The sequence below is a fragment of the Halocatena marina genome (assembly GCF_023276375.1).
GTDB lineage: Archaea > Halobacteriota > Halobacteria > Halobacteriales > Haloarculaceae > Halocatena > Halocatena marina.
The window spans coordinates 143867-163960 of the sequence record NZ_JALLPK010000003.1 but is presented as its reverse complement, the minus strand read 5'-3'; the positions used below and the strand labels follow the sequence as shown (position 1 = coordinate 163960).

Sequence of the window (20094 nt, the reverse complement as noted above, 5' to 3'; positions counted from 1 at the left end):
GGTTAGCTCTGTTTCAGCAATGGGACAGACGGACCTGCGATGACTTCCCAACTGCACCTCCTTCTCTACAAGAGGGAGAACAAACTTTCCAGTTTCACAAGGAAATCAGGGGGATTATGCTTAGCATGAACTGTGCTTCTGCTGGAGGAAGCGTGTCATAGAAAGTGTCACGTACGAAGCTGCAGGGTGCGGAAAATGTGTACAGCACGACCGCAACCCTGCAAGATGTAGCTTCAGTAGGCGACTTCTTGAATACGGCAGCTACCAAGATGGTACCGCTGTTCGAACACCTTGAATTTGCCTTCCTGTTGAAATACGACGTGTTCGCCTCCCTCGAAGTGGGGGCGAACACGGCCCACTAGCTACCAAATCACCTTCGCGGTTTTCTGCACTGCTGCTACCAGAACGTTTACTGCATACGCCTGGTCACACGAGAACCCCAGCATAGTCTCGTCTGGTACTACTGCGGATTCGACAAGCCGCTATCTATAGACTCTTTTGACCGGTTTCTCACCGATCTCGAACACGCTATCGACTCCATTTACGTTATCGATTCGACTCACATCGAAGCGATCCGATACAACGACGCTGCGTCGTGGAACTACGATCTAACTGTAAGGGGTACTACTACGGCATCAGCTGTGCGATCGCCTCGACCAGGTCAAAGGTCCCGATAGCAGCGGAGTTCGCACAAGCCAAACAAGCGGAGGAGACGACAATGCGCGTCACTCGTGATGTGCTCGCCATCGATAACTAATCTGGATGCTTGGAGACAGCGCGTACGACATTCCCGACTGGCACGACCCCTGCGGCCAGCAGGTGGTCGTGCCAGTCGCTCCGTACGATCCGCGAAACACTGACGACCCACTGGACATCGAATACGGGGCCGAAGACCATATCGAGGGACACAGCTAGGACGTTCAGCTGATCCAATCCATCCAGAACGAGACATACAATCACCGGACGGGGGTTGAACGAACCGATGACGCGATTAAGGCTTCGGCCTTGGGCACAGACGTGCACGAGGCCGTGCCCACACACGAACAAAAGTATTCGTTGCGCCCTGCCTACGGCGCGTCGTTGCCATTACTAACCACAAGCGAGGAAACGATCCGATGTGTGGGAAAATATGAGATGGATTCTGTGACACGGTCAGATGGGATAACGCAGGGTGAGTGGACCGGTCAGCGATCGATCTCAACCTTCTGTTCTCCATCAGCAGCGATAATGGTGATACTTTCACCGCGTCGGAACCGAGGAGGTTCGAACCATCGCTCGTCTGTGGCATTTGTTGATGCGAACACGGCCGTAACTATCCAGTGTATGCCTTGGTCGTGCTGGTCGGACAGGAGGGGTACAATTGTCCGAGGATGATAGAGATCCGTATTCGGATCGGGTTGGACGCTATCACCGCTACGGTTCGCCGCGAGGTCAACAAGACCACTGGTACTGGTCGAATTACGTACCACCGCTTTCCTGTCTTCCATTGTTTGGGATATCAGCTCGCCGTCGAGATTGATCCCGAATCCGCCTTCTGAACTGGATACCAAGCGTTTTGTGTCAAGTCGGTGGATCCTAACGTGCCATGGGATCATCGGAACGAGCCAACTCTCAACCACGACGTCGTCCCAAGGGCGCCATTGGGAGTAGGAAATTCCATCGTCTACATTCGATTCGATGACATTTTCGCGTGTCCGGACGTAATCGTTCCCATCACTCAATGCAAGCACATTGTCCGGTCCGGCCGATGCTAATCCCCGAACATCACTGCCGACCCCGAAACCGAATGCAGTCGAGTACGCGAACTTGTTGTATTTATGATTGTACTCTGTGTTCTGCCCGGCAGCAAGTGCGAACACGTCGCCTCGGTCGCGAGAGAGTATCAGCTTCGGTGTCTCCTGCACAATGCGGGATTCGAGGTCGTTGGGCGGTTTCGGGGCTGCTTGCCAGAACGGGTGTGACGCTGACTGTGCCAGCGGCAAAAACGCCTTGAGGGCCCAGTAGGGCGAACTCGGTGCATTATAGTCTTCGCTCATCTTTAGTGTCGGATACGCGTATCCGATCGATAGCACCCCGTCGTCCCTGAAAATCGGCCGTTCGCGCCACCACTGGAGATTGCGCTGCCAGTGCCAGCGTATCTCGGACCACGGCAGAGCTTCGATGTCCGCCAGAGCCAGAGCGCCCCAGAATGATGATTGCGCGAAGCGGTATGTGAGGCTCCGGCCGTATGGCAGTGCGGATCCGTCGTCTGCAAACCAATAGCGATAGTCCTGTGCGAATTTCGCAGCTCGGTCCCGAAATTGCGCATTACGTTCGGCGTCTTGAGTCAATGCCGCATAGATCAGGCCGTAGGTATGCATCGCCCAGGCCGCGTAGTAATCGACGCGCCCCGGCGTCCCATCAACGTACCAGCCATCGTCGCTGGCCCACTGTTCTAATCGCTCAAGGTCCCGCTCCGCCTGCACCCAATCGTGGTTAGCACCGACAGATCGTAGTCCAAGATTCGCGAGTACGCGAAACCAGAGCCAGTTGCAATCGTAGAGTTCGGCATCGTTCGTGCCGTTCAGCCACTCGACCAGCTGGCTCTGTTCCGCATCCGACAACGGGTCCCAAAACTCATCAGGTTGAAGTGCAAGCGCAAAGCCGAGCGGGGCAATTTCGACGTGGTGATGGGAAAAATCGGCAATGTCGCCCCAGTACTCATCGTGGTTCGGATTTGTACCATGCCGAATCCCTTTTCGATAGCGCTGGAGGTGCTCGAATTTACCATTACCATCAAGGAGTGGCACGATTCCCCATAGTGGACGAGTGACTCCTTCTTGGGCGGCACAAACCTCGGAAAACGCCGCACCGGTATTGCCGGGACGGACAAGTGCACCGCCCGAACTTGCGTGTTTCTCTAATGGGGTTACCAATTCACGGACTGCTGCTTGTGCATCGCCACGCGTTTTGAGTGGGTTGGACGCAATTGGGTTCGTCATGGATAGTCACCAGCGGAACTGCTACACAGTCCGGTTCGGCACAGTACGGTGGAACCTGCGTTCGGCCGATTCGTCATCAATCTACACCGAAATATGAACAACGGCATCTCTTTCTATAGGAAGATAGAGTGCGTATTAAAATCATTCGGTAATCTATTGAGAAGGTGTAACTTTAGCGTAAAGAAAGTAGTCGATCTAGGTTGAGTTGGTGACTCTGAAATGCCCGCCCGCGTAGGTGATGCGAGTATAGCTCTTGATAGCCGAAACCCACTGCTAATGGCATGATTCGAGGTGCGTGACGAATGTTTCCGAGCAGTAGCTTCTGTCAAAAAGGCAGGTGTCCGCCGGGGCACCTATCTCGATGGGTTCGTTGACGAGATCGGTCGCTAATTCTATCAATGTCTTCACTTACTTCTCGTAGAGACGGAAGCTGAGTGGGTATGTGGTTTTTTCGTCGGCGTAGAGAGCATAGATGAGATTTTGTTTCCAGGTGTAGCCGCGTTTGGTATGATCGTAGAACTTCCCGACGTTTGGAATCCGTTTGTCAGTCTTGCGAGTGAAGGCGTCGTCATCATCGACAACATCTCCACGACTCTATGCGGTTTCGTTGTGTGCTTAGAAGAGTGCGAGCCGTTCACTGTTCAGCCGGCCAGTGTCCCAGTTATACTTGGTGAGGAACTTGTTCAAGGCTCATTCGATTTTCGCTGGAAGAACGTGTATTGAGATGCACTCGATAGTCTTGTTGCGGAAAGCAACAAGACCTGTGACGCAGGTTTTCGCATGATGTTTCTGCCGCGTCGAAGAGCACCCCAGCTCGTCAATCGGAGCAGTGCAGGAGAGAAACGACGTAATCGGCAGCATCAGACACTCTAGGTCACCAGCCTGAACAAACATGCGAGGTCGAGTAATTAAGCGTAAAAAGTGAGAGCGACGGATTTCTCGGTGGCTCGGCCAGAGATCAGCCGTCTCAGAGGAAAAAGAGACTAAATTGATTTTCATTTTGTGAAATATGTACGGATATCTTGGCCAGCGATGAAGGTTAGTATTCCATCGCACGTTGCAGATCTCTCGTTGTCGAATACCACTGAATTATTCGACTTGCTGGGTGTCCAATAGTCGTGGAAAGCAATCCGCAATTGGTTGCAGAAAGCCAATCTACAGCCAGACTCTGGGTAATCTCCGAATCAGATTGCGCCGACGAAACTGAAATTCGCATCAGCGACGGGCAATTCTGGCTGTACGCCGCCGTTCACATACAAACGAATGATCTTCTTTCATGCCCGGTTGTCTTTAACCACGACGACGGCTCTCACCGATCTTTTTCTTCGCGAGTTTCATGTCGAAGCTGCTGTATTTTTCGTTGATGGCGCCCAGCCCCCCCAAACAGCACATCAACGAGTCGACTCAGATTTCAGCTCGCCGCTACGGAAATCGGAACGCTGTCGAACGAATTTTTCACGAAATGAAGCTATGAGCGTTGCCGTTTCCGAACTGCTTCAGCCGCGTCGACCCGGAAACGACCGAAATTGATCGCAGAACTTTGTTCGCTGGCACAATGCTCCAAACTAAACACTATCACTGGTTCCGGTACGCAGCATCACTCTATTCTCCGACGGTGGATCGGGGTTCCAAATGGCATTACCGGTAGCGCGATCGAAGATGTGGAGCTTCTCTTCCGGGAAGCTAATATTGAGAACGTCACCCGGACTGACGAAAACATCGGTGTCAAGGCTTGCAATATAGGTTTCGCCACCGATATCGAAGTAGACGAGTGTCCGCTCACCCAACGGTTCGACCACCGAGACTTCTACCTCAAGTGCATTCGGTGCCTGTGTGTCGGTGACGTCGATACTCTCCGGGCGAATCCCGAGAACGAGTGATTCATTAACCCTGCCGAGTTGTCCCGCTAGCTCGTCGGACATACTATACTTGAACTTCTCTTGGTCAAGAGTCGACTGCTTGTCCGAGTCCGAATACGTGACCTCGAAGAAGTTCATACTCGGGGATCCAATAAAACTCGCCACGAACTGATTCTGGGGCTGGTAGTAGCATTCGAGTGGCGTGCCGACCTGCTGGAGTTCTCCTCCGTTCAGTATCGCGATTTTGTCACCCATAGTCATTGCCTCTGTCTGATCGTGGGTGACGTACACCGTGCTGATTTCCAGTTCTTGCTGGAGGTCTTGAAGTTCGGTGCGCATCTCGGTGCGGAGTTTGGCATCTAAGTTCGACAGTGGCTCGTCCATCAGGAACGCCTTCGGTTCCCTAACGATTGCTCGGCCGAGCGCGACGCGCTGCTGTTGGCCGCCCGAGAGTGACCTTGGCTTCTTTTCCAGCAGGTCTTCAATACCGAGCATCGCCGCAGCGTCTCGTACCCGATCGTGAATCACGTCGTCTGAGATATCGGTAGTCATCTCAAGGCCAAAAGACATGTTCTCACGAACCGTCATGTGGGGGTAGAGCGCATAGTTCTGGAACACCATCGCGATATCACGATTCTTAGGTTTGGCGTCAGTAATATCCCTATCGTCTATCTTGATCGTTCCATCCGTGACGGTTTCCAAGCCTGCAATAGACCTGAGCGTGGTTGATTTTCCACACCCTGATGGGCCGACAAGGACCAGAAATTCGCCGTCATCGATCGTAAGGTTGAGCTTATTGACAGCAGTTATTTCGCTCTCCGCTGACTCAAAGACTTTTGTCAGTTCATCAATCTCTATTTTCGCCATACCGGTCAATATTTATCCGGTCCATATAAAACCACCTGCTATTTACCCTGCGACGCCTCGGTTTCCGACGGTGAGTTCCAACACTTTCGAGCATAAGAGTACTCTCCAAACCAAACATGCCCTCAACTTTTAGCCTCTGCTGAACACGACCTCACCGACCTTATGAACAGCGCTGAAACTACGGTCCGTTAAGGCAGATTTTTACCGGCCGGCTCAGTAGCATAAGTATGATCCGTAGCCGATCTGCGATCGGGTCCAGCTGCGGCCACAAGGTCGCATTCGATTGTATCGAAGCTGTCATAGACACTGCCGCTCCAGAGACGGCTAACCCGAGCGACTGTTGGATTAAATGAAGATATACTTTTCGTCGGCGAGACGACATAAAACCTTAAGGACTATACCGATGTCGTCCTTGTCGGTGGTGGGGAAGCCGCTGGTGGCGTGACGCATGCTCCAGAATCCATACTCGGTAAGTCGCTTACCGAGCGACACGTCGTCGGCAAGCAGCCTGTCGACACCAAGGCCGTTCAGAGTACAGTGGGCGACCATCCCTCCCGTCGGAACGCAACACCGAAGCGGACGGCCACAGTCCTCGACATTCTTGATGAAGCCGATGAGGACACTCTCGTTCTATTCGTTCTGACCGGTGGTGCCAGCGCACTCCTGTCTGCATCGGCTAGTACGCTGACGCTTAACGATCTGCCAGCGACGACTGATTGCCTGCTTGACGGTGGTGTCCCGATTGACGAGATCAATGCCGGCAAACACCTATCTGAGTTGAAAGGGGGACAACTCGCAAGGCGAGCCGCACCTACAACTGTCGTCGGACTCCTTCTGGAACGACGTGATCGGCAACGACCTGTCGACTGCAGGAAGCGGTCCGTCGGTACCCGACGAAACGACTTACCAGGGAGTTCTATCGGTGTTCGAACGATTTGAATTCACGTCATCGTTAGCCGTTTGTAATCATCTTGAAACCGGTGTCACTGGAGAGCACAGAGAGACACTGTTTCCGGACGACTCAGTCTTCGACACGTAGCACCAATCGTTTCGTCGGAGAAAACGTTACGGCACTCAACGCCGCTGCGACCGTGGCACAGAATCGCGGCTACGAGCCGCTGGTTCTCACGTCTCGCCTCCGGGGTGAGGCGTGAGAGGTGGTGAAACCGTTGGTCGCTACCGCTGAAGAAGCCGTGACGAGAGGGATACCCGTCGATTCGCCGGCGGTTCTCCTCGCGGGCGGCGAGACAACCGTCACGATTACTGACGGTAGCGGGCAATCCTAATCAGGAACTTACCCTCGGTGGTGCGCTCAAACACGACGGTGACACAGTCATCGGTGCCGTCGATACGGACGGCGAGGACGGAACCCCGACGCGGCTGGAGCCATCGTCGACGCAACGACGATAAGTGACACCTGGCGGCCCGTGAGGCACTCTTTGCGAACGACGCGGAGTCGTACCTCTCAGACATCGGGTCGACGATTGAGACCGACCCGACTGGGATAAATTGTCAACGGTATAGTCGTACTGATCGTCCCAGAAGTAATCGAGTAACCGGATGAATAATCGTAGACCGCCATCAAGTAATTTTATTTTCTCACGACAGTGTTGATCAACGTCCCGATACCCTCAATCTCAGCTTTGGTGGTTTATCCGGGGTCGTGTACCTCTACAGGGTCCCAGGGGATGCCGACACGGTCAGGTATGGGGAACAATCGATCACGGGATTGATGACCGACTCTGCGGCTTTCCCGAACAGCATCGGCCATTTGGGTATTTTTTCGTCCTGCTCTTCGGCGTAGTCACGATAATTGAGGCTACAGCAGACGATTTTGCCGGGTTGAGAGACCCGGTGCAAGTAGTGGTATTATCGCGACCGAGGGCTACGTTTATGAGCGAACGGATTGATGCAACAAGTATGGATACAAGCGAGCAGGCAATAGCAGCGAGTGCACTGTCTTTCCCGAAGGGACGATCGTCGAAGCCTGCGATGACCCCGAACTGCCAGGACTGGAAGTCATCGAACAGGTCTGAGAGACAGAACCGATGTCGCCAGATGACGTCACAGTGCATGCTGCATAAGCTGTTGAGTCGCTGTCGTTCGCCGACGACAACGCAGTCGCGGCGGACACCATCGTCTCCATAAACCGCGTCAAGCCGCACACTGATTTCGACAACTCCGTCGAGAGCGGGCTCTCGAGGATGACCGTCATCGGCATGGGCAAGCAACGTGGGCCATAGATTGCGCACAGGTGGGCCGTAGGCTGATCATTCCGGCGGACAATCTCCGAGATCACCGACCAGCTCCTCGACGAACTACCCATCGGCGTCGGCGTCACCGTCGTCGAAAATCAGCACGACGAGACGACGCTCGTCGAGGGCGCCCCACCGAGCGGGTTCCTCGATCACGAAGAAGAACTGCTGGAAACCGCCTACGACCTGATGCCGGAACTGCTATTCGAGGAACTCGACTTCGTTATGTACGACCGTCAGGGTAAAGAAATCAGTGATTAAGGAATCGATACGAACGTCATCGGTCGCCGCCCGTTCTCATCAACGAACCCGCACCCAAGAAGCTGGAGATCAAGCTCATTTATGTGCGCGGACTGAACTAGAAAACCCAGATAACGCGACGGGTATCGGTTCGGCCGACGTGATCCCCGAAGACATCGTCGCAGAACTGGACACGACGACGACGCTCATCTACACGCTCACCGCCAGTACGATCGCGGATTGAAGCTCCCGTCGGTGGTCGAGGCCGCGCGCGCGACCGTGACAACCTCCACGTCGTCGATGAACCGAAGCCCATCGAGTTCGATGATGGACAGTTCGCCGCACCGTCGCTCCGGGAGTAGCCGTCCGCTGCCGAGGCAATCCCCCGCTGATATCTCGCCGTCGCACATCGAACCACTCAAAGATTTATATATTGAGACAACAAATGACTTCCTGGGACACCAATTGCCACTGGTGACGGACCGTCTCGTCAGCGCCATGACCAGCGGGCGAGCCGCGTCTGCGACCAGCCACGGGTCCAGATACACATATGACATATAGAGCAGGCGTAATCGGCACGGGCGGTATCGCAGGAATGGGTATCCTTGGTATGCACGACGAGGAAGCCATCGGCACGGAGAAAATCGACGCGAGTCACGCCGGCGGATACGCGAGCACCGACGAAATAGAACTCGTCGCGATATCTGATGTCGACGAGGAGAAATTGACGACGTTTGGCAGCGCGTGGGACATCCCGTTAGAACGGCAGTACGTCGGACACGGGGCGATGCTCGACGCGGAAGACCTCGACGTGGTCTCGGTCTGCACCCCGTCGTTTCTCCACCACGAACACGCTATCGACGCTGCCCAGTCGGCGGCCGAGCCAGCGGTCATTTGGTGTGAGAAGCCCATCGCCTCGCAGGTCAGCGCCGCCGAAGAGATGGTCGAAGTGTGCGAGAAAACCGATACCGAACTTGTCGTCAACCACTCATTCCGTTTTACTGATAAGCTCCAACGGCTCCACGACCTCATCCACGAGCAGAACCTCCTGGGTGAGGTCAAGTCAGTGAGCACGCAGTATCGGATGGAACTGATGCGCAACTCCACGCACGTCCTCGACACGCTCGTCTATCTCTTGGACGCCAGAGCAGAGCAGGTCAGCGGCTACATCACGGGCGAGAATGAGGCTGTCGACTCACTTGACGCGACACAGGAAGTCGTCGACGCGGGCGGCGGCGGCCACGTCGTCATGAACGATGGCTCGTTCGTCACCGTCGACTGCACGATTCCCCGGGAGGTCTCCTCGATGACTCTGAACTTCGTCGGCGCCGAGGGAAAACTCTATCTGAACAACGACGATGGCGAGTGGCGCTACTGGTCGCTCGAAGACGGCGAACACATCGAGCAGTCGCTGCCCGGCATCGACGGCGCGTGGACGTGGGAAGACGACTACAAGCGCTCGTTCGCGAACGCGGCGACGCACATTCAGGACCTCCTGAACGGCAATGGGGAGAACTACTCGCCCGGCGTCGAAGCCGCCCGGTCGCTTGAGATCATCGTTGGGTTCTACCTCTCGCATTACACCGGATCGACAGTCGATATCCCGTTGGCAAAATCGCTGCGCGAGGTCGCGGTTACGTCCTGGTAGTTGGTATTCTACAACCGCACTATACCAGTCGTCGCGTAATTCGGACCGCGTCTACTCCGCTTCTTGCGTGAAAACAGAAGTCCACTAGTCGCCGGTCTGGCTTCGAACCACGGCGCGCCGTCACGGCTGACGTACCGCTCGGTCCGTTCGTATCTCGAATTCGCTCGACGTTCTCGTCGTCGAGTTCGAGGTCCTGTGCGGCAAAGTCGACTCTAATCTGGTCTTCGCCCGTCGCTTTCGGGACGACGGTGACGTTCTCCCGCGAGAGGAGCCACACGAAGCTGACCTGCGACGCACTGATATCGTGTTTCTCAGCAATCTCCGTAATCTCAGAGATGTACAAGGTGTTGCTGCGAGCGAGCGGGGAGTACGCGATGTGGTGGTAGTCGTTCTCCTGTGCGTGGCCAATGAGTTCGTCCTGCTGTAACAGCGGGTGAGTCTCGATTTGATGAGCGAACAGTGGCGACTCCATGTTGTCTACCGCTTCGTCGAGCAGGTCAACGTCAAAGTTACAGACGCCGACATGGTCGATAAGCTTGCGGTCGACGAGCTCGTCGAAGGCCGACATCGTCTCGGCGGCGTAGTTGGCGATCGGCCAATGGACGTACAGCAGGTCGAGCTAGTCAAGGTTCAGGCGGTCGAGCGTGACCTCTACCCCTTGATAACCTTGTCGTGTGCAAGACCAAGCTTCTCGGCGTGAACCTTCGATCCGATGAAGACCACCTTGCGGGGAACGTCGTCGGCGAGGGCATCGCCAACGGCTTCCTCGTTGCCGTAGTACTGTGCCGTGTCAATGTATCTGAGCCCCGTTTCGAGCGCTGTCTCACGCCCTGTGCGTATATTCCCGGATCGGTGTTCTGCCACGTACCGAGGTTCGTGGCTGGCAATTGGCCCATAATAATCCGACCGCTGTCAAATATATTTGAGTGAAGATTGATAAGATATAGAAGATTATTATATTGATATTAGGTTATTGGTAGTTTTATTGATCATATGTACAGCATTATCAAAACACAGTTGCCGATGACTATCTCGGGAGTAGGCTACTATTCAGCACTCATGGTTTCCGCTAAAGTCAGCGAAATATATTGATTGGATTGGGATAAATAAGTCATGAGTTCTGTTGGACTGGTCCTGAGAATCTATGAGTCAGACGACTCACAGCTTAAAGACAAATTATCAGAACGGAGATCTTAACGTTATATTAGATATTATTTAATATACACTACTTGCCTACATATATAAAAGCGAGTATCTGTGTAGATTCTACGATTAGCGGTGCAGACTATAGAATTTCCTTTTCTGCAATTAGGTGATATGAGCAGGAGTCCATCGCGTGAAACTTATAGGCCCAACAGAGATACTGGTGTATTTTTGTAGTTTAATGGATAATTTATAAAAATTCACCATAGATAAATATGGGGAAGACCCAATCGTTGAGTTTCGTCAGAACAACACAGACAACGTTCCGGATTCTCGAAGCTCTCAAAGAGAAAAATGATGCTACCGTCACTGAGTTCCTCGGAGCTCAACCTATCGAAAAGTAGTCTCCACAACTATTTATGTACCCTCGGGCAAGACAGATACATCGTTAAAAAGGTAAACAGATATCGGGTCGGTCTCTAATTTCTCGATCTCCGTGGATACGCATACATAAACGACGACTTTACGATATCTCCAAGGACGAAGTAAATTCATTGGCTGAAGAAACCGGCGAACTGGCAAATCTCCTTGTTAAGAAACACGGCAAGGGCATCTATCTACATAGGGCACATGGAGAGAATGCTGTTAAGACTAACTCGTATATCAGTCGAGAGGCCTATTTTTCACAATACTAGTCTCGGAAATACAACACTCACAAACTTACCTCGCGAACATGTAATGGAGATATTCGATAGACACGGAATGCCAGCGTCTACTGAAAACACGATCACAGACCGCGACGAAATCTTTGATGAATTGGAGCGCGTGCGCGAGAATGACATACACTAGACGATGAGGCACGGGGCAAAGGACTTCGTTGCGTAGCTGTGCCAATAATCAACAACAATGACCAAATTGAGGGCGCAATTGGTGTTTCAGGACCTACGAGCCGGTTTGATGATGAGTTGGTCCGGAAGAAACTCCAAAGCGTAGCGAATATCATTGAACTCAATATCACCCATACATAGCTATCTCCACTAAGAAACACCAATGCTACACTGTAGTTTACTAATACTGATTTAAAAGCCAATATACTGATATCATCCAAATGTATTGCCTTAAGTTCACCATATATGGAAGGTGATTTGGTATAAATAAAGTATATTTGCTATTTTAGACGGTCCAAGCATATATACTGTCTGTCGTGCTGTGACGATCAGAAGTCGATATCAACAGATTTGAAAGCCAAAATAACATGAGTACAGTTGTTATTATAGCACGTACCACGACCTCGACACAGGTGCAAGTGCAAACGAAACCACTAACAAAATATCATTTCGATATACATTCAGAATTAGTTACTTAGTAACGAGAATGGCTCACTCATAACCGAATATTGTCGATATTGATGTGGCATCAGATTCCGTCCGTCTTATTATTTCATAAATTTAAATATGTTTCTCTACCCACCCATTATCTACCAAGACCAGACATTAATAAGGGCTTCTGTCGCGAAACCTCTTAGTTCCTCAGCTTCGATATGTGAGTAGTGCTCTCGCACCATTTCTCCAGAGTTGTCAAGATAACGAACTGCAACCGGAGATCCGAGCGCCCTCATGAGAACACCAATCATCCTACGGCGGCCGCCATGAGGCGCAGGGTAACCGTGTTTTAGATGGTCAATATCGATTTTCGCTGTGTCTTAGAGACGCCAGAGAATCGACCGCGCACCGTCCATCGGGATCGGCGGCAGTTGAACGTCCTCCTCAAGTGCCAATGGCAGGTCACGAGCGTACTCGTCACGTCGCTTATCGATTGCAATCTGGGTATTCCCCGCGGTCAGTCATCTCGTTTTGCACGAAACGTAGGAGCGTCTGCTAGTCGAACGTAGGAAACACCAGCCAGTGCTCAGTTGGTGGATCTATCGGCTTTCGATAGTTGCGCAGCGGCGAAATCACTGGATCGAGGAAGTTCACAGCGTCCCACCTGTGTTTCTTTCGGTAGTCATCCATATTCCCGTCCTTGAGCGAGATATCCTCCCGGAACTCGACAACGTGTTGCTCTCTCATGACGACCGCTCACGAATCATTCCGTCCGAACATCACCAGCGGGTAATGGATGAATACTACGCGAGAGGGGCTGTCTTAGTCGACGGCTTCGTCGCCGGATTCTGGTACGTTCAACGGCACGACGATGGGGCTACCCTGCTCATCGAACCATTTGAACCGTTGTCTAAATGAGATCGTGCCGCTCTCACCAACGAGGGCACCCAGTTGCTTGCGTTCATCACTGCCGATGCCGATCCACGAAAGGTTCAGTTCACCGTTCCAGCGTGAACCGTGTCTTTTCATTCGGAGATGCCGCTATCCGAAGTCGATGAATAAGCGACAAAATTTTGTATTATACACATCTAAATAATGTTAGAATAACGCTGGTGTAAATTCCGTTACATATCATGCATAATAAATCGACCTAGCCGACCTCTGGCGCCGAGCGCGTGTATTGTATCGAAGCGTTGCTGGTCGGTAGTAATGAAGATAATATTCGGTCTAGTATCGACCATAAGTCGATAAGGTATTCATCATCCTAAAAAGAATTCGGTGAATCCAATCATCGGGGGGAAGTTACCATTGGTGACAGAATAACATCAATATTCCCCAGTGAGCTACCACTAAGATTATTAAATTTATCATAGATTGCGTATTGAAAAGTGAAATTAGACACAGATTCGCAATCTCATTCAATGAATTTGATATAGTGATATACGCTTTATTAGATTGGATTCAGTCATCATAGCCACCAACACCCTCGAAATCGGTCGAATTCGCGAAATTGCCAATCACTTCGTTTTAGCCCAATAAACAACAGTGGATTTACTCGACCGACCGCTGTACGTGAAGCACAAATCATCATTTAGCGTCGTCAGTGATGAGCCACCGGAAAACGTCGGAGTCGCCACATCGTCGACGATCTCGTCATTCTTGACCTGACGATGGGCAGATACGGATTCGTCATGCACAGCCATCTAAGAAATTCATCCCAATGATTTAAATTTCACAGAAGATGTGCGTTAGAACTCTTGTCCACCTATCATCAGCTGTATGTGATATCTACTTGGGTAGATCATGTTCGGTTGGTAGCGCACTATGGATGGATCGCGTAAAGTGTTGAATCCATACGTTCGGAGAGTGGCTGTCACTCGAACTATCGTGATCCACAGACGGACAATACAACGTCCTGTCAGTCGGTACAGACGACAGCGTACCCTCCTGAAAACGCTGCAACCAGGATGAGAGACGCTTTCACGATGAGATATAGAGATCCACTCGTAGGATTACTCCCCATTCCTACCCCTGAAGTAAGTACTAACAACAGATAGGATAGGAGACCCGACGTAAGACCAAACGACCAGACCGTTCGTGATCGAACGGTAGGAGACCTCCATTGCATAACGTAGACGGCACCGATTGCGAGGAGCTGTGTAGCGTACATACCAGTATACATTGGCTCATTGATGAGGGCTACCTTGAGGACAGTATACAGTCCAGGAAATAGAGCGAGCTTAAATCCGAACCAGAGTGAAAGCACTCGATGGAAACTGCTGGACCCATTCTGCGGAGGTTTGGATGTGTTCATTTGTCTGTGAGGGCGTAGAGTGTTTGGCCGAGTGCGAGATACACAGTTCCACCTGCGATGATCGGGGAACTACTCACGGTCTCCGTCTCGGACAGCGTCACACGGAACTGCTCATCACCGGTAGCGCTATCGAGTGCAGCGATTCCGTGTTCGAGCCCAACGTAGAGTGTTCCGTCTATGAGTGCCGGCGTTTCGAGAGCAGGAAGATCAACACGCCACCGCAGTTTTCCGCTTTCTGCATCGACCGCACGGACGCTATCATCAAGTACAAAATAGACTGCTGAGCCATCGGAGACCGGTGTGAGGCTGACACCAGTCGCTCCGATTGAGTGTGACCATCGGACCGTTCCGTCGGTGAGCGTCAGTGCATACAGTGGCCCACTCCCGTAGTAGATGGTCCCGTTCACGATGCACGGATTGGGTCGATGTGTGGGAATAGAGGAGACGGGATTCTTGATCTTGATGGGAGTTGTCCATTCTCTTTTCCCGGTTAAGGCATTTATCGCTGCGACAGGTGATGGATCACTGTCACCGGCTGGTCCGACGATGAATCCGTCTGCGTACGCGTATGGATAAACGCCCACGGTTGGGGATGTTTTCCAACGTTCGAGTCCTGACTGGAGATCGATGGCCACGGCAGTGTCTCCATTATTGATGTACACTGTGTTGCCGACACGCAGAACTGTGCTGGTACCGCTCGTTCGACGTCCCCACTGCGCACTCCCGTCAGTCAGATCAACGGCAGCTAGGTGGTTACGAGATCCGACGAACAACTGCTTGTTGCCGAGCGTGGGACCATTTCTGACCTGAAGCGAGTTTTCGGTCCTACGGAACGAGCTTTCGGTCCAGGGGAGGGTTCCAAATTGGCTCGTTTGCCATCGCTGGCTTCCCGTTGCAGCAGTGAACGCGTATAGTGTGTCATTGCTCGTGGCGTACACTGTTTTATCCGAACAAACGAGCCGAGACAGAATTTCATCTTTGTCTGCGATCGTAGCTTGCCAGGAGACGTTCGGTTTCCGTGTCAGTCCGTTCGACTCCGGAGCGTAGCCCGTTCGTGCCGGGTCGTGTCGTTCCATCGGCCACGATCCGGTGGCGCTCTGTGGGATGCGCTCAGGAGAGCTGAGAAACCACTCTCGTGGAAGCGTGAAACTTCCGATCGTCGCGCCGACGCAGACTGCAAGCGCCTGCCGACGGGTGACGGGGAATTTGTTTCGAGTCATTGAGGGCTACTTTCATCATAATGAAATATTACTGTACATTTGTGTGTTGGGTATCCAATCCACGGAGGATTCTCGACTTGATTTCCTGCCGTCCCACAAACTGCTGTGTTGAATAACCATCATTTAACAATATTATCATAATAATTATTCTATTTATTTTGTAATCTAACACAAACTATCGAATCCACCCACTGAATCCCGATCTACTGTGATTCCATGTATTCTATGGCTTCCCAGATATCAATGATGCGTATTCGTCCCTCGTAGTACGTGTTCTTGATCACACCAGCAATCGCCCGTTCAGCGTTCCGGTCGTCCATCAAAATTCCGATAGACTCATGGGAGGTTGAACCGAGCAGCATAACGGTGACTGCTGGCAGTTCCGAATCGGTCTTTCGCAAGATGTTGGGATCCGTTTGTTCGAACGTTACCAGCCGTTCGTGGACTCGATCCATGACGTGCCCGGCACGTGGGCCATCGTGAACCCGTACCCCTGGCTGGACATCGTCAATGATGGTAATCCACTCTGTCGTATCTGCCCGGTCAACCCAGTCGATGCTCAGATAGCCACGCTGCTCAGTGAGCTCTTCGACAACACGTCCACTCAGATATAACTCGCGCTCCTCGGATTGGACGTAATGAATGAACGTCTGATACGAATCGTTTCCTGTGCCACCGATCGTTCGAAGGAAGCTCGTATCAAGAATAAGGGCGGTTGGAAACGGTGATGGGTGGGCCTCACTCATTGGCCCGCTGGTATGGTCCTTGTTCGATAGCTCGGTCGTGGACATCGACTTCGAACATGCTTGTATCAAGCGTCGAGTCATGGGGTTTCACCACAGCGATGATCCGCTCGATCGCCTGCGAAACCGCGATGCCTTCCACAGCTGGTACCTCGAGAGCAGCAGCGACGCCACGCCGTGTCGTCTCCCCGTTGAGATAGTCAACCGTTGCTGTGATTGCGGGGGCGAGCGCCGCCTTCCCGTGGCGCTCGATGAAAAGTTCAAGATCATCATCGACGCTGGTCGCACCAAAGACAGCGATGATCACAGGCCCAAGCTCGATGGTAGTTTCATCTGTCCAGATACCACTCACAGGTTCAGCACGCCAGAGGGACGACCCGTCTTTGTGCGCATCGAGTTCTTCTGCGACGCCTAACTCAGCCAGCGTGTTAGCGTACTTGTAGGCTGTACTCTTAGAGACACCTTGGCGGTCACGGACGGCAGTGATCGTCGTCGGTGAATTGATCAATACATCCGTGTAGATCCGTGCGAGCGCAGGAGTGCCGAGCAATTCCTGAACGACGAAGAACCCGTGGGCTGCGGTTCCTGCATCGGGGGGGTCATTAGGATTCTGAGCGTCAGACATAGTCCATAGTACGCGAACTGTGGTCTAAAACGTTTCGGCACATATGATGTGTTGGTAGATCAACTGCTATTGGTGGCTACGTATCACTTCTGGATATAAGCGTAGAATTTGCCGGATCCGGACAAAGAAGGCGGTATGCTGTCTGTGTGTTGGGATAGATGCGGGCCAATTTGGCCGGATAGAGCAAATTAGTCTATTTACTTATTAATTGGTTTGATCGGTTGTCTCCGACAGACAAACGAACAAACCGATATAACCCATCAAATATGCGCTATGGAGATGAAGTATATATCGATATATCAACTTTGCTAGAAAATCCTCCATAATATCGGTGTTTGGCTTCTATTACATACCTTATTTCACACTGATTGTATTTGATTAGGATTTCGTCTCGTGGTTTAAGACTCGGGTCTCGCTGAGAGCGATCAACTGGTACGTGATTCGACTAACATTAGATGAGACCGCGACTGATGGACATGAGAGTCGAGAGAGCTTACGTCAGCTAACAGCCAACAGAGCTTTTATAAGTTTCACATTAAAGGGTGGAATATGCCACTATCCGCCCCTCAAGAGCTGGTTCTAACCGAATGTGTGGCGAACATCGTGCCCAGTGTGACGTGGTGTATTTTCGGCAGTACCAATTCCGTTCTTCGAGGCCTTGACGATGACCCATCTGATATTGATATTCTCACCACAGAATCGGGAGCCCATCAGATTCGAGAGACGTTTTCCGACGCGTTCGTTGGGACGCACGAGATCGGCGTCTCGCAGATCGACGAGTATCAAATGCACGGCGAGGACCTCGAAGTACTGTTCAGCACACGTGAAAAAGACCATCAAGAGCCGCTTGTTGACCTCGATACCGTTGAATGTGAGACGACTGTCGATCGAGGGGTTCCGTTACTACCACTTGATTCGCTCGTCGAAGCTTACAGGAAAATAGACAAGCACCACACAGCCGACCGACTGGAAGATAAATTTAATCTGACAGATAGCTAAATAAACGCGTGGGAGTATAGCGATATTCGTCAACTACCCCGACCTACTCGCGCTACCGCGCTCGTTGAGGACGGGGCTTGCGTGTGTCTTCTCGGCATGAGACTCATGCCGACTAAAGACGCTTGTAGCGTAGGGCCAGACGCCAGCGGCAATTTAATTAGACGTGACCTCCACTCTACGCCCGTTCGGTCACGGGCGACGGAGAGGCACAGGGCGTCATGTTCGCTTCGACGATCCGACTTTCGGGGGCGGTTGACAGCGACCCGTCCATGCCGAGAAACGCCCCGTGGCTCCGTTGGCACGCCAACCCTCGCGGACTGTCTGTGGCCCGTCATGGACAGTCCATATACATTCCAAATGGTCCTAAACGTATCGAACGCACTTCCTCTCCTCCCTACTTACTCGCGTCGCTCGTTCGTTGAAGAAGGAGACTCCGTGCTACCGCGAGTTGAAACGAGTACGAGATCTCGAGGGTCTCATTCAGGATCTGCCTCAAGATCGATTCTGTCTATCGGGTAACGCATCAATTGTGTAGCGGCGTCTGACGCAGGTATATAGTGCTGTACTGTCACCCCTGTCGTATGGCAAGCGATGAGCCCGCAGTCCAGCGATGTGAGCTTCGCACGGCCGCCAACGTGCTCGCTGCCCTCGACGAGTGTAATCTTGAACACCTCGATGTCGACGAGTACCGCACATTTGTCCTCTACCGTGAGGCTGTACTCGATCTGCAAGTGAGTGAGGGGAGGCTTACTGCGGCAAGCGAGTTTACCGTCACCTCACAAGGCTTTTCCTATCGGGTGAGTGATCCCGACCCCGAGGCGGTTATTACAGAATTTTGTCGTGAGCTCGTCGCAGCGACCGACTCAGTCGCCAGCGACCATTAGTCAGAGCACTGGGCGACTGGGTAGTGTGGGAACCAGATTGAGTCTGCTCGTCACCAGTTGGTACAATGCAAAAGGGACAGACCGAGTTAAGTGCAGACTGTTCTGTATGAACGTGCGCGGGTCCAATAGCGAGAAATTAGGAGTGTCGGTGGTCGTCCGCAAGGCGTACGGTGTGGGCCTTTACACAATGTCCGGCCCCGCTTACGACTCAGAATCCGTCATCACACTTCCGAGCGATGAGATCGGTGAACACTCCCCGGTATCGAGATGTAGTACCGATGATGTCACGGAAGGCACCACCGCTCACAGCCCTCTTGTTCGACCGGCAACAACGGAACAGACGCCTCCGCAGCCGTCCCCATCACGCACGGACGGTGGGGAGAGTATGCTTCCTTGCCGTCGAGCGTCTTACCAACCGTGGCCCGGTCGGTGAACGCTCTGTCTTAATACGATACGATCTCGACGTTGTCGTTCGGGATCATGTAAACCTGATTTAGTCACCAGAGGAGTAATTTTTCACATCTCGGGTGTACGATTCTCGGCAAGTGGTCCCACTCGACGGTTTACGGCCGGGGATCTATACCCTTCTCACAGTTGTTCATCTCTGCATTGAGCGTATAGTGCGTGACAGTACAGAAGCGCTCGACCTGTGTACGAGAGGATCAGATCAACGATAAATGTGGTTACTCTATGTTATGATTGGTACTAGATGTAACGGACACACACCTGATTCCGAGTTAGTTGCTGTACAGAGGCATAGAACGATGCTTGAGACGGCTGAACTAACTCGGAATCAGGTGTATTCCACCTAGACTAGAACCTAGACTAGAAAGATAAACTAGGTATGAGTGATTTAGCAATAAGACATTATTAATAGTTAGATTTAGATACAATAATCTCAACTTGAGATCACCGGGGTCTTTACTCCGATCACCTAACTCGGAATCTGGTGTGTCTGTTCATTATCTTCTGATTTAGATGTATAACCGTTTAT

The 20094-nt window shown here is 52.1% G+C and carries 18 protein-coding genes and 4 pseudogenes; 13 read left to right on the top strand and 9 right to left on the bottom strand.

Annotation, left to right across the window (positions count from 1 at the left end; translation table 11 throughout):
- Positions 1 to 197: 197 nt before the first annotated feature.
- A pseudogene (locus MW898_RS21570) lies at positions 198 to 1133 on the top strand (transposase).
- Positions 1134 to 1184: 51 nt separating this feature from the next.
- Here the strand turns inward: MW898_RS21570 and MW898_RS21565 are convergent.
- Positions 1185 to 2981, bottom strand: a complete 1797-nt coding sequence (locus tag MW898_RS21565) for a DUF2264 domain-containing protein (RefSeq protein WP_248910356.1) — start codon at positions 2979 to 2981, stop codon at positions 1185 to 1187.
- A 987-nt stretch (positions 2982 to 3968) separates the two neighbouring features.
- Between MW898_RS21565 and MW898_RS21560 the strand changes: the two are divergent.
- Positions 3969 to 4550 (top strand): annotated as a pseudogene (locus MW898_RS21560) (transposase domain-containing protein).
- Here the strand turns inward: MW898_RS21560 and MW898_RS21555 are convergent.
- Positions 4547 to 5707, bottom strand: coding sequence for an ABC transporter ATP-binding protein (locus tag MW898_RS21555; protein WP_248910355.1), 1161 nt, complete (start codon positions 5705 to 5707; stop codon positions 4547 to 4549). The pseudogene MW898_RS21560 and the gene MW898_RS21555 sit on opposite strands and share 4 nt — an antisense overlap.
- A gap of 441 nt (positions 5708 to 6148) precedes the next feature.
- On the opposite strand from MW898_RS21555, the gene MW898_RS26090 reads away from it, so the two are divergent.
- From MW898_RS26090 to MW898_RS21535, 5 genes and pseudogenes are all read left to right on the top strand, one after another.
- Positions 6149 to 6646 (top strand): DUF4147 domain-containing protein, encoded by a 498-nt coding sequence (locus MW898_RS26090; RefSeq protein ID WP_309242251.1) that lies wholly within the window; start codon positions 6149 to 6151, stop codon positions 6644 to 6646.
- Positions 6552 to 6746, top strand: a complete 195-nt coding sequence (locus tag MW898_RS26085) for a DUF4147 domain-containing protein (protein WP_309242250.1) — start codon at positions 6552 to 6554, stop codon at positions 6744 to 6746. The genes MW898_RS26090 and MW898_RS26085 overlap by 95 nt, the downstream gene beginning before the upstream one ends.
- Before the next feature lie 118 nt (positions 6747 to 6864).
- Positions 6865 to 6993: a hypothetical protein gene (locus tag MW898_RS26080; protein ID WP_309242249.1), complete on the top strand. Its 129-nt coding sequence runs from the start codon at positions 6865 to 6867 to the stop codon at positions 6991 to 6993.
- 634 nt (positions 6994 to 7627) lie between these two features.
- A pseudogene (locus MW898_RS21540) lies at positions 7628 to 8564 on the top strand (hypothetical protein).
- 188 nt (positions 8565 to 8752) lie between these two features.
- Entirely contained in the window at positions 8753 to 9850 is a 1098-nt protein-coding gene (locus MW898_RS21535; RefSeq protein WP_248910354.1) for a Gfo/Idh/MocA family protein, read from the top strand.
- 19 nt (positions 9851 to 9869) lie between these two features.
- On the opposite strand, the gene MW898_RS26075 is transcribed toward MW898_RS21535, so the two are convergent.
- Positions 9870 to 10418, bottom strand: a complete 549-nt coding sequence (locus MW898_RS26075; protein ID WP_309242248.1) for an aldo/keto reductase — start codon at positions 10416 to 10418, stop codon at positions 9870 to 9872.
- An 83-nt stretch (positions 10419 to 10501) separates the two neighbouring features.
- Positions 10502 to 10714: an aldo/keto reductase gene (locus MW898_RS26070; protein WP_309242247.1), complete on the bottom strand. Its 213-nt coding sequence runs from the start codon at positions 10712 to 10714 to the stop codon at positions 10502 to 10504.
- A 909-nt stretch (positions 10715 to 11623) separates the two neighbouring features.
- Between MW898_RS26070 and MW898_RS26065 the strand changes: the two genes are divergently transcribed.
- Both MW898_RS26065 and MW898_RS25750 read left to right on the top strand, forming a co-directional pair.
- Positions 11624 to 11842 (top strand): IclR family transcriptional regulator domain-containing protein, encoded by a 219-nt coding sequence (locus MW898_RS26065; RefSeq protein WP_309242257.1) that lies wholly within the window; start codon positions 11624 to 11626, stop codon positions 11840 to 11842.
- 38 nt (positions 11843 to 11880) lie between these two features.
- A complete protein-coding gene (locus MW898_RS25750) occupies positions 11881 to 12021 on the top strand; it encodes a hypothetical protein (protein WP_264556751.1) in 141 nt (46 codons plus the stop codon).
- A 449-nt stretch (positions 12022 to 12470) separates the two neighbouring features.
- Here the strand turns inward: MW898_RS25750 and MW898_RS26295 are convergent.
- Positions 12471 to 13032, bottom strand: a pseudogene (locus tag MW898_RS26295) (site-specific integrase); the annotation flags it as partial.
- On the opposite strand from MW898_RS26295, the gene MW898_RS26290 reads away from it, so the two are divergent.
- Positions 12982 to 13233 (top strand): DNA glycosylase AlkZ-like family protein, encoded by a 252-nt coding sequence (locus MW898_RS26290; protein WP_368409216.1) that lies wholly within the window; start codon positions 12982 to 12984, stop codon positions 13231 to 13233. The pseudogene MW898_RS26295 and the gene MW898_RS26290 overlap by 51 nt on opposite strands.
- Here the strand turns inward: MW898_RS26290 and MW898_RS21515 are convergent.
- The 4 genes from MW898_RS21515 to MW898_RS21500 form a co-directional block, all read right to left on the bottom strand.
- Complete coding sequence (locus tag MW898_RS21515; RefSeq protein ID WP_248910353.1) at positions 13138 to 13344, bottom strand: hypothetical protein; 207 nt, start codon at positions 13342 to 13344, stop codon at positions 13138 to 13140. The two genes, MW898_RS26290 and MW898_RS21515, sit on opposite strands and share 96 nt — an antisense overlap.
- 1281 nt (positions 13345 to 14625) lie before the next feature.
- Positions 14626 to 15849 carry an outer membrane protein assembly factor BamB family protein gene (locus MW898_RS21510; protein WP_248910352.1) on the bottom strand — a complete coding sequence of 408 codons (1224 nt, stop codon included), beginning with the start codon at positions 15847 to 15849 and terminating at the stop codon, positions 14626 to 14628.
- A gap of 203 nt (positions 15850 to 16052) precedes the next feature.
- Positions 16053 to 16595, bottom strand: coding sequence for a PIN domain-containing protein (locus MW898_RS21505; RefSeq protein ID WP_248910351.1), 543 nt, complete (start codon positions 16593 to 16595; stop codon positions 16053 to 16055).
- Complete coding sequence (locus MW898_RS21500) at positions 16588 to 17217, bottom strand: DUF7437 domain-containing protein (RefSeq protein ID WP_248910350.1); 630 nt, start codon at positions 17215 to 17217, stop codon at positions 16588 to 16590. The genes MW898_RS21505 and MW898_RS21500 overlap by 8 nt, the downstream gene beginning before the upstream one ends.
- 549 nt (positions 17218 to 17766) lie before the next feature.
- Here MW898_RS21500 and MW898_RS21495 point away from each other — a divergent pair.
- From MW898_RS21495 to MW898_RS21485, 3 genes are all read left to right on the top strand, one after another.
- Complete coding sequence (locus MW898_RS21495; RefSeq protein ID WP_248910349.1) at positions 17767 to 18216, top strand: nucleotidyltransferase family protein; 450 nt, start codon at positions 17767 to 17769, stop codon at positions 18214 to 18216.
- Between the two features lie 581 nt (positions 18217 to 18797).
- Positions 18798 to 19100: a hypothetical protein gene (locus MW898_RS21490; RefSeq protein WP_248910348.1), complete on the top strand. Its 303-nt coding sequence runs from the start codon at positions 18798 to 18800 to the stop codon at positions 19098 to 19100.
- Positions 19101 to 19378: 278 nt separating this feature from the next.
- A complete protein-coding gene (locus MW898_RS21485) occupies positions 19379 to 19597 on the top strand; it encodes a hypothetical protein (protein ID WP_248910589.1) in 219 nt (72 codons plus the stop codon).
- The last annotated feature ends 497 nt before the right edge of the window (positions 19598 to 20094 follow it).

Excerpts from the sequence above, each read along its gene's own strand:
- MW898_RS21565 (WP_248910356.1), bottom strand. The coding sequence starts at position 2,981 with ATGACGAACCCAATTGCGTCCAACCCACTCAAAACGCGTGGCGATGCA.
- MW898_RS21555 (WP_248910355.1), bottom strand. The coding sequence starts at position 5,707 with ATGGCGAAAATAGAGATTGATGAACTGACAAAAGTCTTTGAGTCAGCG.
- MW898_RS21535 (WP_248910354.1), top strand. The coding sequence starts at position 8,753 with ATGACATATAGAGCAGGCGTAATCGGCACGGGCGGTATCGCAGGAATG.
- MW898_RS26075 (WP_309242248.1), bottom strand. The coding sequence starts at position 10,418 with ATGTCGGCCTTCGACGAGCTCGTCGACCGCAAGCTTATCGACCATGTC.
- MW898_RS26065 (WP_309242257.1), top strand. The coding sequence starts at position 11,624 with ATGGAGAGAATGCTGTTAAGACTAACTCGTATATCAGTCGAGAGGCCT.
- MW898_RS21515 (WP_248910353.1), bottom strand. The coding sequence starts at position 13,344 with ATGAAAAGACACGGTTCACGCTGGAACGGTGAACTGAACCTTTCGTGG.
- MW898_RS21510 (WP_248910352.1), bottom strand. The coding sequence starts at position 15,849 with ATGACTCGAAACAAATTCCCCGTCACCCGTCGGCAGGCGCTTGCAGTC.
- MW898_RS21505 (WP_248910351.1), bottom strand. The coding sequence starts at position 16,595 with ATGAGTGAGGCCCACCCATCACCGTTTCCAACCGCCCTTATTCTTGAT.
- MW898_RS21500 (WP_248910350.1), bottom strand. The coding sequence starts at position 17,217 with ATGTCTGACGCTCAGAATCCTAATGACCCCCCCGATGCAGGAACCGCA.
- MW898_RS21495 (WP_248910349.1), top strand. The coding sequence starts at position 17,767 with ATGCCACTATCCGCCCCTCAAGAGCTGGTTCTAACCGAATGTGTGGCG.
- MW898_RS21490 (WP_248910348.1), top strand. The coding sequence starts at position 18,798 with ATGGCAAGCGATGAGCCCGCAGTCCAGCGATGTGAGCTTCGCACGGCC.
- MW898_RS21485 (WP_248910589.1), top strand. The coding sequence starts at position 19,379 with ATGATGTCACGGAAGGCACCACCGCTCACAGCCCTCTTGTTCGACCGG.